Source organism: Congregibacter sp., assembly GCF_965662665.1.
Taxonomy (GTDB): Bacteria; Pseudomonadota; Gammaproteobacteria; order Pseudomonadales; family Halieaceae; genus Congregibacter.
This window is the reverse complement of sequence record NZ_CBFIIF010000051.1, coordinates 1-12,148: the sequence shown is the minus strand read 5'-3', so window position 1 is coordinate 12,148 and position 12,148 is coordinate 1. Positions and strand designations below refer to the sequence as shown.

General features: G+C 54.7%; 14 protein-coding genes and 1 rRNA gene. 4 read left to right on the top strand and 11 right to left on the bottom strand.

Translation table 11 applies throughout. The features are described from left to right. Positions 1-46 precede the first annotated feature (46 nt). Positions 47-319 carry a hypothetical protein gene (locus tag ACTG39_RS13775; protein WP_439108140.1) on the bottom strand — a complete coding sequence of 91 codons (273 nt, stop codon included), beginning with the start codon at positions 317-319 and terminating at the stop codon, positions 47-49. Positions 320-399: 80 nt separating this feature from the next. Next, positions 400-1,242, bottom strand: coding sequence for a pirin family protein (locus ACTG39_RS13770; protein WP_439108139.1), 843 nt, complete (start codon positions 1,240-1,242; stop codon positions 400-402). A gap of 118 nt (positions 1,243-1,360) precedes the next feature. Here ACTG39_RS13770 and ACTG39_RS13765 point away from each other — a divergent pair, with 118 nt between their 5' ends. Beyond that, the gene (locus ACTG39_RS13765; RefSeq protein WP_439108138.1) at positions 1,361-2,254 is read left to right on the top strand and encodes a LysR family transcriptional regulator; all 894 of its coding nucleotides are present in this window, start codon (positions 1,361-1,363) and stop codon (positions 2,252-2,254) included. Positions 2,255-2,360: 106 nt separating this feature from the next. Beyond that, complete coding sequence (locus ACTG39_RS13760; protein ID WP_439108137.1) at positions 2,361-3,335, top strand: glutathione S-transferase family protein; 975 nt, start codon at positions 2,361-2,363, stop codon at positions 3,333-3,335. Between the two features lie 38 nt (positions 3,336-3,373). On the opposite strand, the gene ACTG39_RS13755 is transcribed toward ACTG39_RS13760, so the two are convergent. Both ACTG39_RS13755 and ACTG39_RS13750 read right to left on the bottom strand, forming a co-directional pair. Beyond that, positions 3,374-3,871 (bottom strand): SixA phosphatase family protein, encoded by a 498-nt coding sequence (locus tag ACTG39_RS13755; RefSeq protein WP_439108136.1) that lies wholly within the window; start codon positions 3,869-3,871, stop codon positions 3,374-3,376. 65 nt (positions 3,872-3,936) lie between these two features. Next, positions 3,937-4,602, bottom strand: coding sequence for a TIGR00730 family Rossman fold protein (locus ACTG39_RS13750; RefSeq protein ID WP_439108135.1), 666 nt, complete (start codon positions 4,600-4,602; stop codon positions 3,937-3,939). Between the two features lie 186 nt (positions 4,603-4,788). Here ACTG39_RS13750 and msrB point away from each other — a divergent pair, with 186 nt between their 5' ends. Then, positions 4,789-5,355, top strand: coding sequence for a peptide-methionine (R)-S-oxide reductase MsrB (gene msrB / locus ACTG39_RS13745; RefSeq protein WP_439108134.1), 567 nt, complete (start codon positions 4,789-4,791; stop codon positions 5,353-5,355). A gap of 73 nt (positions 5,356-5,428) precedes the next feature. Here msrB and ACTG39_RS13740 read toward each other — a convergent pair whose 3' ends face one another. Both ACTG39_RS13740 and ACTG39_RS13735 read right to left on the bottom strand, forming a co-directional pair. Continuing rightward, entirely contained in the window at positions 5,429-5,884 is a 456-nt protein-coding gene (locus ACTG39_RS13740) for a hypothetical protein (RefSeq protein ID WP_439108133.1), read from the bottom strand. Positions 5,885-6,088: 204 nt separating this feature from the next. Next, positions 6,089-6,988 carry a tetratricopeptide repeat protein gene (locus ACTG39_RS13735; RefSeq protein ID WP_439108132.1) on the bottom strand — a complete coding sequence of 300 codons (900 nt, stop codon included), beginning with the start codon at positions 6,986-6,988 and terminating at the stop codon, positions 6,089-6,091. Positions 6,989-7,162: 174 nt separating this feature from the next. Here ACTG39_RS13735 and ACTG39_RS13730 point away from each other — a divergent pair, with 174 nt between their 5' ends. Then, positions 7,163-7,747: a thymidine kinase gene (locus ACTG39_RS13730; protein WP_439108131.1), complete on the top strand. Its 585-nt coding sequence runs from the start codon at positions 7,163-7,165 to the stop codon at positions 7,745-7,747. On the opposite strand, the gene ACTG39_RS13725 is transcribed toward ACTG39_RS13730, so the two are convergent. The 5 genes from ACTG39_RS13725 to rrf all read right to left on the bottom strand — a co-directional run bounded on the left by ACTG39_RS13725 (position 7,748) and on the right by rrf (position 11,884). Further along, a complete protein-coding gene (locus ACTG39_RS13725; RefSeq protein ID WP_439108130.1) occupies positions 7,748-9,211 on the bottom strand; it encodes a M20 family peptidase in 1,464 nt (487 codons plus the stop codon). A 48-nt stretch (positions 9,212-9,259) separates the two neighbouring features. Continuing rightward, a complete protein-coding gene (locus ACTG39_RS13720) occupies positions 9,260-10,270 on the bottom strand; it encodes a hypothetical protein (RefSeq protein ID WP_439108129.1) in 1,011 nt (336 codons plus the stop codon). A 378-nt stretch (positions 10,271-10,648) separates the two neighbouring features. Then, positions 10,649-10,963, bottom strand: coding sequence for a pilin (locus ACTG39_RS13715; protein ID WP_439108128.1), 315 nt, complete (start codon positions 10,961-10,963; stop codon positions 10,649-10,651). Positions 10,964-11,024: 61 nt separating this feature from the next. After that, a complete protein-coding gene (locus tag ACTG39_RS13710; RefSeq protein ID WP_439108127.1) occupies positions 11,025-11,582 on the bottom strand; it encodes a hypothetical protein in 558 nt (185 codons plus the stop codon). A 186-nt stretch (positions 11,583-11,768) separates the two neighbouring features. After that, positions 11,769-11,884, bottom strand: a 5S ribosomal RNA gene (gene rrf / locus ACTG39_RS13705). Positions 11,885-12,148 lie beyond the last annotated feature (264 nt).

Below are 12,148 nucleotides of genomic sequence, written 5' to 3'. Positions count from 1 at the left end.
AGTAAGATACCGGCAAGCATGCCCAGCAAAATTCGATTAGTAAGGCTCATAAGCCGCTTCCCTCTTCGTCGCAGGCGCCCTCAACAGACGTGGCTACCTGGTCGTCAGCGCAGGCATTACAACCAGAGGCATGCGTCGACGTCTCTCCCGCAGCATTGGTTGCGCAAACGGGCGCAAAGATCATCGTACACACTTGAGGCCGAGGCTCCTCACAGCTCGTGAAGAGTGGCGCTTCGGGCTCCACCGGAGTTGCGCAGCCCGCGAGGGAACCGGCGAGCGTCGCCAGCGTTAATGCGCTGATAAAAAAGGAAAAACGCATGATTTATCCGTAACGAAAAGGGCTGCAAGGGTAGCACCATTACGCGTCCCTTGCAGCCCTGCGGCCCCTTGTGGCGGGGCTTAGGCAGCGAAACGTCCGGACTGGTAATCGCGGATTGCCTGCTGTATTTCAGCCTCGCTGTTCATCACGAAGGGGCCGTAGTGCACCACTCTTTCACCAATAGGTCGACCGCGAAGAATCAACAAACCCGCTCCCTGGGCACCACCTCGCAATCGCAAGGCATTTCCATCGCCGAACAACAGCATTTGCCGCTCGCCGTAGCCGGCATCGTCAAAACTCACTTCGCCGTCGTACACATAGGCCATCACCGACTCCCCGGGCTCTGTCGCCAGTGTGACATCTGCTTCGGCATCCAGACCGAGGTCTGCCAGGGCAGCCTGGGGCGCTAATTCGTGCAGGGGCCCTTCGAGTGTTGATACCCCATCAAACTGCCATTCACCAGAAACCGCAGTGACCTTAAAACCTCTGCCAGCGGCTTGTGCGAGCTCGGCCACGGGCAGGTCCCGATACCTTGGCGCCTGCATTTTTTCTGCGGCGGGCAAGTTGAACCACAGCTGAAAACCGTGGAGCCCCATGCTGTCCTGCGTAGGCATTTCCGAGTGGATGATTCCCCGTCCAGCGCTCATGTACTGTGCGCCACCGCTGCGTATCTCGCCACGGTTGCCCTGACTGTCCTCATGAATAATGCCGCCGTGCTTCATATAGGTCAGCGTTTGCATACCGCGATGGGGGTGGGGCGGAAAGCCGGCCGCAAAGTCTTCCCGGTGCTCGGAGCGCAATTCATCGATCATCAAAATGGGATCCATGCCGGCCTGCTCAAAGCCCGCAACCCTTTGAATGGCAACGCCAGCGCCATCAGTGCTGGGCTGGGCGCGAAAAACCTGCTGAAGTGAACGGTTCATAAGGACCTCCTTTGATTGCTTTCACCTGAGTTGCTGTCACATTAGCGCTTGTTAAATCGTAAGAATATTGCTTTATTTGGCCTATACCGTTCGATTTTTTAGATAGAGGTCGAGATTTATGAGCCGCAGCACCCTAGAGCAATGGCGCATGTTTCGTGCAGTCGTGGAACATGGCGGCTTTGCGCAAGCTGCCGAGGCTATCCACAAAAGCCAATCCAGTATCAATCATGCGGTACATAAACTGCAGGACCAGCTCAATCTCCAGTTGCTGGAAGTCGTTGGACGGAAGGCGCAGCTTACCGACGCCGGTGAATTGATGCTGCGCCGCGCCGGTCAGCTCATTGACCAAGCAGAGCAACTGGAAACCATCGCGGGAAGTCTCTCCCAGGGAGACGAACCCGAATTGCGTCTCGCTGTTGATGAAACCTTTCCGCAGCATTGTCTCGCTGAAGCCCTCGAGCAGTTGTCCACAGAGTTTCCATACACTCGCGTGGAGCTTGTAGAGAGTGTCCTTTCGGGGGGCTCTGAGCGCCTACTTCAGGGTGACGTAGATCTGCTGGTTGCAGGAAAAGTCCCCTCTGGGTTCCTCGGGGAGCCCCTTATGGACATAGAGTTTATCGCCGTATCCCATCCAGAGCATTGTCTCCAGACCCTCGATCGGGCCCTGAACCTCCAGGATCTGTCCGCAGAGCGACAAATCGTTGTCCGCGACTCGGCTACGGGCCAGAGAGTTGACTCGGGCTGGCTGGGTGCCGAGCAACGCTGGACGGTCAGCCACGTGGCTACCTCCATCACCATGATTCGACGAGGCATGGGCTTTGCGTGGCTACCGGCCACGCGCATCAGCGAGGAACTTGCCGACGGGCGGCTGCGGGAGTTGCCCATGGAGCGAGGCTCCCGGCGTCGAGTAACCCTGTTTTTGACCTACGCGGACCCCGACAAAGCAGGGCCTGCCACATGCCGCCTTGGCGAGCTGCTTGTTGCTCAGACAAAGACCTGGCAATCATTCTAATAAATCGAACATAAAATTGATTTTTTACTGATTTTCTTTCTTCTTGTTCGAATTTAATCTTGAAGCTCAATCAGGAAATCACTAACAGGTTTTTGCGGAGGTTCTCATGGGTTTATTGGTAGACGGTGTTTGGCAGGACCGCTGGTACGACACCAGCGCATCGGGTGGTCGTTTCGTGCGCGAGGACGCGCAGTTTCGAAAGAGCATCGGCGCGCAGAGCGGCGATTTCGCCGCGGAATCCGGGCGCTATCACTTATACGTTTCTCTGGCCTGCCCTTGGGCGCACCGTACGCTGATCGTCCGCAGTTTAAAGAACCTGCAATCGCACATCGATGTATCGGTTGTGAGTCCCATCATGCTCGAGAACGGCTGGACCTTTGTTACCGATGAGGGCAGTACGGGCGATATCGTGCAAGGGCACAGCTTTATGCATCAGGTTTACTCCTCGGCTCAGCCTGACTACAGCGGACGCGTGACCGTGCCTGTGCTGTGGGACAAACAGACGAACAGCATCGTTAACAATGAGTCGTCGGAAATCATTCGCATGCTGGGCGGCGCATTTAACGATCTCACGGGTAATCATCTTGATCTCTACCCGGCGGCGCTGCGGCCCAGCATCGATAACTGGAACGACCGCATTTACCCCGCGATCAACAACGGCGTTTATCGTGCGGGCTTTGCCACCAGCCAGGACGCATATGCCGAAGCCTACGCAGAGGTCTTTGCGGAGCTCGACCACATAGAGGCGCACCTAGCCACTAACCGCTTCTTATGCGGCGACACGCTCACAGAGGCCGACATCAGACTGTTTACCACGCTCATTCGTTTTGATGCCGTGTACCACGGGCACTTCAAATGCAATCGTCAACGTTTGGAAGACTTTGCCAACATTGCGGGCTATGTTCGTGAGATCTATCAGCTAGATGGCGTGGCTGAAACGGTGGATTTTTATCACATCAAAACGCATTACTACGCATCGCACGGGACGATAAATCCCACGGGAGTCGTACCCCTGGGACCACAAATCGACTACTCAACATCCCACGGGCGGGAAGGTGTTCAGGCAGCGTCAGCTGCGTAGGCAATAGCGCTTAATAGCCTGCTCAAGGGCTTTCCAGCTCAGGGTAGGTCCCGGGGGAATTGCCATTCGGTGAGCGTGGCTATTCCCTCCGTGAGATCACTCCAGTGGGATACGGGAATCTCAAGCTGCAGATAACCCGCGGTGGGGAGGTTATCGATGGCTCGCCTTCCCACCAGCTGATTGCAAAGATCCGTAAGCCCAGGATTGTGCCCAAGGAGGAAACAGCTGCCACCTTCTCCTTGAAAGTCCTGCAGCCATAGAAGCAGGTCCTGATAATCAAAGGTGTAAAGTGCGTCGTCAACTTCGTGTTGCTGTACAGCCATGGCTGGCCAGCCGTCGCAGAGACCCTCGAGCGTTTGTCTCGCACGCACTGCCGAGCTGCAATGCACCGGCTGTGCCGACAGCAACTCAGCTAGGGCGACCCCCATGCGAGGGGCATCTCTCTTACCCCGATCATTGAGTTCGCGCTCATGATCGGCAAGACCCGCTGCTTGCCAGCTCGACTTGGCATGGCGCATAAGATGTAGAGTTTTCATAATGAGTTCGCCCTCTCTGAGTCTTCAATGACAGGCTGCATGCTACTTGCGTACCGTTTGGAGACTCACGACTTTCGAATATGCTCAAGAAGTACTGCCGCGGCCACCTCTTCGTCGGGTACCACTTCCACCAAGTCCAAGTCTTCGGGCGCGATGTATCCGCGGCTGACAGTCTCGCGCACCAACCAGTTGTACAGCCCGCTCCAATAGTCGTGACCCACAAGAACCAGCGGACAAGGCTGCAGCTTGCCAGTTTGGACAAGGGTAAGGAGCTCAAACAGCTCATCGATTGTGCCCAGGCCGCCCGGGTAAATCGCAAACCCCATGGCATAGCGAATGAGCATAAATTTTCGGGTAAAGAAGTAACGAAACGCCAGATCAGTATCGACATAGGGATTAGCAAGCTGTTCTCTGGGCAGTGTAATGTTGAGGCCAATAGACCGCCCATCTCCCGCACGTGCGCCTCGATTTCCCGCTTCCATTACGCCAGGGCCGCCACCGGTGATCACGGAAACACCCGCCTCCGCTAACGTCTCGCCGAGGGAGCAAGCGCTGCGGTACTCCCAGCTGTCCTCGTCTACCCTGGCCGAGCCAAATATACTCACCGCGGGACCCAGTTCGCCGAGTTCTTCAATGCCTGCGCGCAGCTCGCCACTGATCCGCTCAATGCGATCCTGTTCTTCAAGGCTTAGGCCGCTTCCTGCGATGGGGGGTTCTTGCTGTGAGCTCATCGGCGCCTCTCTCTTTCCGGGCGGCCTAGTGTGCAGCAGCAGCCCTGCTTACAGGAAGCATAATTCTCTGCTTTCCTACGAGTCATTGAACACCATCGCCAGGCGAAGCTTGGCGTCTGCGGTCAATCCATGTTCGCGAGATCAGCGTACATGGAATTATTCTCGAACGCGGTTGTCTTATCTTTTATGAAACGACGCGAATTTTTATCTGCGGCCACCAAGGTCGCACTGGGGGCGATGGCTACTGCGTCAGCGCCAATGCTTTGGGCCAACACAAAGGCGAGCACGATGCTTGATGAAATCCGCTCTCAATGGCGGGACTTCATTCCTCAGGGCTTTTCTGTGGTCTCTGCAGACGACAAGCTGGAGCTCAGCAAGGACGAGTGGCGTGAACGTCTGGACCAACCCCTGGCTTTCGATGTGCTGCGCAAAGAGGCTACAGAGCGCCCCTTTACCAGTCCCTTAAACGACGAGAAGCGTGAGGGGGTATTTGTGTGCGCGGGATGCGACCTGCCGGTGTTCACATCGCCCATGAAGTACGACAGCGGAACCGGCTGGCCCAGCTTTTTCACGTCAATTCCTGATGCACTGGAAACAAAGAAAGACTTCAAATTGATATTTCCGCGTACGGAATATCACTGTGCGCGCTGCGGTGGACATCATGGGCACGTGTTTAATGACGGCCCCGCCCCCACGGGACAACGCTGGTGTAACAACGGGGTGTCACTGCGCTTCGTGCCAAAAACCGGCTAAAAAAGTTGGGCAGTAAGAGCCGGGCCCCATCTGCGCTGCCGCAACAGGGTTAGCTGAAGGGATAGCAGGAGGATTAGTAGATTGGACGTTTTAACTCGCGTCCTTCGTAGTCATCGCGAATCATTAACCACCGAAAATGCAGCGTTTCCCGAGCGTCTTCCGTCAGTTGAGCGGCAACATCCTGATCTGACTCCGCAGCGCTGAGCTCACTCATAGAGTAGTAAAAACAGAGGTTGGCATCGGGCACTACGGCACACTGCTCGTCATAATCTCGACAAGCCTCGGTTGCGCCTGCAAAGTCGCCCCGGGCAACATGTACAGTGACCACTGCGCCGTAATCACGGCACTCGCTCGCCCCGGATCCAAACAGCACCCCATCAAGACCACTGCCCTGCGCCGCTTTCGCTGAACTCAGCGCCGCATCGTAGTCACCCTGCTCCGCATGATAAATCGCCTGATAGTCGCTGCGCCCGGCACAGGCACTCAGCAAAGCCGCCGCGGTGGCCGTCATCACAAACTTATTGAACATGCGCAAATCCTCAATTTTCCTGCGGCAATTATAACCGGCTCGGGCGCTGCAGATACATCCTTCAGGACTATCTACGCTTTTTCGACTACCAAAACTCTCGTTTCGTCTCTTTCGGTGCATCAATCAACAAAGTACTTTTCCCAACATGCCCCACCGAAAACCCTCATCTTTTTCCGCTTATGCGATAGATGTAGTCGACCCTGCCTATTGTTTTGGAGACACGGCACTCTCTGGGGCCTCTTCCACCACGCTCAACACCTTAGCGGTGGACAAAGCTTGTTTAATTTTCTTGTTGAGGCGCTGCGCGATCAAGTGTCTGGGGGCAAGCTGCAGCGCGCGCTCGACAGCAGTATCCGCAAGGGCATAGTCGCCGCGCTCAAAGGCGATAAAGGCCTCAATGTAGTGCTCCTGCGGCCACTCTCCGGGAGGGAGTTGATTTACAAACTCGCGAGCAACTTTTTTTGCGCGCTCATACTCACCCAACTCCGCATGGAAGTACGCGGGGAAATAGCTCAGTCGAGAAACATGGGGGCCTTCCTCTTTACGCATCTTCTGTATCTCATCCAAAGCCCGTTGCGGACCATGTTTAGCGTGTATCCACTCGATGTACTCAATACGCACTGCCCACTCATCCGGATAGCGGTCAAGAAAACGTCGGTAATTACTAATGGCAAGCCCCGTAAGCTCATCACGAAAGTCTTCAGCGAGACTTTCTCCTGTCTCTCGAGCACTGATGAGCGTCAGGGTCATGGTGTAGGGGTCGAGAATTAAGCGACCCGGCTTATCGACGGCGGACAGATTGCGGTTAACGTCAGCGGTTAGCGCCTTTCGCTCTTGGGCGTCCTCCGTAATTCGCCCAAGAATACTCTTTGCAATCACAAAGCCAGGATCCACTGCCAGGACTTCTCGATACAAACGTTCTGCCTCTGCCCAACGGCCTTTTTCGAGAATTTCGGCCCAGCCTTGACGGTAAAGCGTGAGGGCTTCGTCGCTGGCTTGGCCGTAGTTGTAGAGTGAACCCTCATCAGCCGCCACAGAGAACGGCGTCAGTAAAAGCACCCATACTGCGCTGAGAACAGTTAGATAGTCAGGGATACGCTGCAAGATGGGTACTCTCCGATATGGCTTGGCACCAGGTGTATGGCTCCGCTCTTATTAACGAGTATGCATGGGTATTAAAGCCTTCGCCATGCAGACTGTGGCATGCTTGCACGCTTACTTGCTGCCGGGGACGAACCCTCATCCCGGCCGATCGATAAACAGCCTCTAGGAGATTCCGTGGCGAAGCTTTATTTTCATTACTCGTCCATGAACGCGGGCAAATCAACCACACTGCTGCAATCCAGCTACAACTATGCAGAGCGGGGAATGCATACGCTCATTTTGGCCCCCGCGCTCGATGATCGTTTTGGTAGCGGAAAAGTTACATCCCGCATCGGCATCGCTGCAGACGCGCTCATCTTTGACCGTGAAGCCGACATCTTTGAAGTCGTAGCGAATGCCAATGCAGAGCGAAAACTGGACTGCGTTCTCATAGATGAGGCGCAGTTTTTAACCAAGGCGCAGGTATTCGCGCTAGGGCGGGTCTGCGACGAAATGGAGATTCCGGTATTAGCCTATGGCTTACGAACGGACTTTCGCGGCGAACCCTTCGAGGGCAGTAAGTACCTCCTCGCCTGGGCGGATAATCTCAAAGAAATCAAAACAATTTGCCATTGCGGTAAGAAAGCTACGATGGTGGTTCGTCAGGACGCCGATGGGTCTACGGTCACCGACGGCGCTCAGGTTGAGATAGGCGGCAATGACCGCTATGTGTCACTTTGCCGCGCCCACTTCAACGCCAGCTTCCGCAGTACTGAATAGTCAGCCCTTGGCGGTATCCTCAAGAAGGTTCATGAAAAACTCGATGGCGTTTCCATAGTCATTCACGGGCAGCTGCTCGTTGACGCCGTGTATGCGTTTGAGTTCCTGAGCACTGGCTCTCACCATAATGAACCGATAAATGTTCGGCGAAAGACTGTAGAAGTGTTTGGAGTCTGTTCCTCCGATTACCAGGTAAGGAGCCACAAGAACCGACTCATCCATCGCTCGGATATTCTGGGCTATAAGCCGATAACCCAAGCTGTCAGTGGGTGATACTACGGACGGTTCGTTCTCCATAAATGTTGTGACTTCTACCCGAGGGTCATTAATCGCATCGATGAAGTGCGCCTTCACCGATGCCACGCTATCACCGGGCATAATGCGAACATTCACCACTGCGGTGGCGCGCGTAGGAAGAATATTAGACTTGGAACTGCCCTCGAGCATGGTCGCGGCAATAGTGCTTCGCATACTGGCAGCGGTTGACGGTTTCTGTGCCATCACCCGAGCGACAATGGGCTCGAAGAGCCATAGATTCGCCATCAATAACCGCGTCACAAAGCCCGTCTGACTGCCAACGCTATCCAGGGGCATTTTGATGTGGCTGAGGTCGCTGGAAAATGGCTGCGACTCCAGAGCGACAATGGCCTGACTTAGTATGCCTGCGGCCGTGTGATCCGGGGGCTGTGACGAGTGTCCCCCAGCGGCATTAACCGTAAGTCGAAGGTTAACAAAGCCTTTCTCCGCGACCCCTACAACTGCGACGGGACCGTCGATATCGGACAAAACCCCCTGCGTAATCACGCCACCCTCGTCGAGGACAAATTCAAACTCCACACCCTCACTGGCAAGGAGTTCAGCCATAGCAGCAGCGCCCCTGGGGCCGCCAATCTCTTCGTCGTGACCAAAGGCAAAATAGACGCTACGTTCAAGTTGCAGACCCGATGCCAGTAGGGACTCCATAGCTTCAAGCAGTGCAAAGACCGTCACTTTGTCATCCATGGCACCGCGACCCCAGATCACGCCCTCTTCAATGGCGCCATCAAAAGGCGGATACCGCCATTGATCTTCTGTCGCCTGATCCACTGGAACCACATCTACATGCCCCATAAAGAGTGCCGGCTTTAGATCACTACGAGTGCCCGGAAATCGAAACAGCAGGCTATGTTCGTTCACCAGGCGCGGAGGAGCGGCTGCGTAAACGAGGGGATAACTGGCACGCATATGCGCGCGCAATCCTTCGAATGCGGCTGCATCCAGTTTTGTAGGGTCGTCGTAGGAAATCGTTGGATAGCTAATCGCCTGTGAGAGCCGCTGCGACGCCCCATCGATATCTATGCTCACCGCATCTTTATCGGGGGCCGCCTCAAGAACCTGATCCTTAAAGTGAGTCTCTGCTCTATAGACCAGCACAATCGCCAAAAGGATCACGCCACTCAGTAAAATTGTCGCTAAACGTTTCATTGAACCTCTCAACTACGCTTATAATCGCTCGAAAGAGCAAGCTTATCCTTATTCTCTGGCCAAACGACATGCCTTATCGGGTGTCACTCGTATTACCGGCGCCTCCCTGCCTTCACTCGAGATGTAAAGACGTCCTTGCATATCGGCGGCGATACTTTCTGCCTGCTCAAGCTCCGGTCGCGACACCATACACAAGGACTGGTTGAGGGCCGTCAGCCAATCCCTGTCACTCCCAAGGGGAGCAACAAACGTTCCGCCGTAAGTGAGGAGGGCAATAGCGCTGCCATCGGGCATGTGCGACATCCCCGTGGGTTGACTCCGATACTTTCCATACTTAGGAAATTTTCGCAGCTCATCGCTGGTCGGCGGCGGAATGCTTCGAACTTCCCCCAGCAACTGCGGTTGTAGTGTGTATTCCCTACCCTCGATCAACTCCGGCAGGGTCAAGGCATAGAGCCTTGGATACTCATCGCGCTTGCTGAGCAGATAGAGCGTATTCGTCACTGGGTCGATCGCCACACTTTCTACGTCCCGAGAGCCGTCAGGGTAGGATAGTGAAACCGTTGTCGACACAGAAGCGCGGCGCTCTTTGCCCTTCGGCTCGGGTAAAAAGTATAGCGTTACCTGCCCGCGCCTCGCCCTGTTGTCACCGACATCCGCGATCATAATCCACGGCGTACCTCGATAGGAAAAAGACTCGATGTCTTCCCAGTCACGATTCGCAGTATCAAGGATATTAACGCGGGTAAAGGAATTGCTCTCAAGATCAAGAGCCACTAACTCTGAACGGCTGCCGCTATCGTTCAAAAGCCACAGGCGCTGCGGGTCCAGACCCGACACCGCCAGGCCCGAAGCCTCTGGCAACAGGTCATGGTCCAACTCAGCAACCATCTCTACCGGCAATGCACCCTCCGATAGCTCCAAGGGAGCCTCTGACTTCAGCTCGTCCTGAGTTAGTGTCGAAGATGGCAGCGGAGACGCAGTCCCGTGCTTTTGGAACATCCAAATGCCTAGCGTCAGAAGAGTCGACACTACGACAGTAACAACAAGCTTGTTCATGAGACTCTAATTCACTGTTTAAGAAAGCGGAGGCACCAAGCGGCAGCGTCTCAGATCAAAAAACCAAGGAGTTTGCACACCAAGAGTAGCCGCCAACGGGAGTAATTTTGGCCTAGAAGCGAAGAGCTTGCGAGTAGCTTATCGTGAGCGGCGCAGGCGTCGTAATTCGGTGCGCACGCTCGTGCTTCGGCATTCCCGCGGCAAAACTGACGGAGGGAATGGATCCGGCCACTGCGCTTGGCCCCAACGACCACAAACCGTCTCAACAGCGTCACCCACGCGGATAGCGCCTACATGCAGCATACAACGTCCACGACAATCAGTTACTTTATCGGGGTTTAAACGGAGGACCACGTAGGCTCAATCCTGATTGATGTTTTAGTCATAGTAATACTGATCGATCAACTCACTGTCTGGTGTGATTCGCCACTCTCGTCGCGGTACGTTCTGGCCACCAGATTGACGCGCTGCGACACGAGACTGGGAACCCACCAATTCCGTAGGGAAGTCTGCGCCACCTGCTGTTTCTACTTGCAACGCGGTGCGTATTTCTCCCATAAAGGTCGTAACCTCCACAAACTGGGCACGCTGCACATAGGACTGATCCATCGGCAGGGCCAGGGAAGCCAGTACCCCCACAATGGCCAAAACCATCATCACTTCCAGCAGGGTAAAACCTCTAGCGCCACCCAATGATCTCTGGGATAAAGCCTGCGTTACTCGATGCTGTGACAAGGACCGTTTCAAAACAGCGCTACTCCGCGACGGTTATAGTGAGGGGATCAAATTCGATTTCAATCTCGCTAAATCCGTAGACAAAAGCGTCCGGGGTAGTGACGACAATCCCTGACGGCGTCTTTTCGGCGGCGACCGGCGGCGGACAAACCCGAGTTACGTTAGCCAGGGTAGGTACCTGGTCTTCTTCTTCCATTGCATTAACAACACTTAAGCAATAGGTCGCCACATCTTCAGGCTCATTCGACAGCAGCTCCGGCTCCCATGCAGGCCGGGTATAACGATAGACACCCAAACCCACAATTATCACTAAGCAAACTACTGTGACCGCCCATTCAATACTTGTCGTAAGTACGGACTGTTTGGTCGCCGCTGAGCTCGCTCCGGCTTTTTCCGGTTTAGGGTGCTGGGGAAGCGGCTGGGGCGCATCTGCCGGCTTTTCTCCAGAGCATTGGTGACAGATGTAGCCGGGTCGCGGGTAAAAACGCTCGCCAACACACTCTTCGCAAAAATATTTCCCACACACCGCGCAAACGTAATCCGCTTTCAGCTCAGTGTGATGAAGGCATGTGTTCATAGTAATCTGCGTCTTTCCCAATGGCAGGAGCATTAGGAGTGATAGTCCCATCCTCGGATGGACAAAAAGAATCGGTTAATGACGCCTGGAAGTAAATTTATGACGATGTGAAATCCTACTTTTTGACGAAAAATCGACCAAAAAAAACCCCGTCCACTAACGTGTACGGGGTTTCCTCGTTTTGGCGCCTGGCGATGACCTACTCTCACATGGGGAAACCCCACACTACCATCGGCGATGCATCGTTTCACTGCTGAGTTCGGGATGGGGTCAGGTGGTTCCAATGCTCTATGGTCGCCAGGCAAACTGGCATGTTGGGGGTCGATGTACAGACCGTCCAACAAATTAGGTCGGTAGTTCAAGCTGAGGTCCGGCTGTTCAGTCCGGATTTTTCTTTAAGCGTGTTGCTACACACTCTGACTCAATCACAACATCCGCAGTCTTCTTGTTGGTGCTCGCGATCGCTCGCTTACAGCAAATAACTTGGATTATATGGTCAAGCCTCACGGGCAATTAGTACTGGTTAGCTCAACGCCTCACAACGCTTCCACACCCAGCCTATCAAC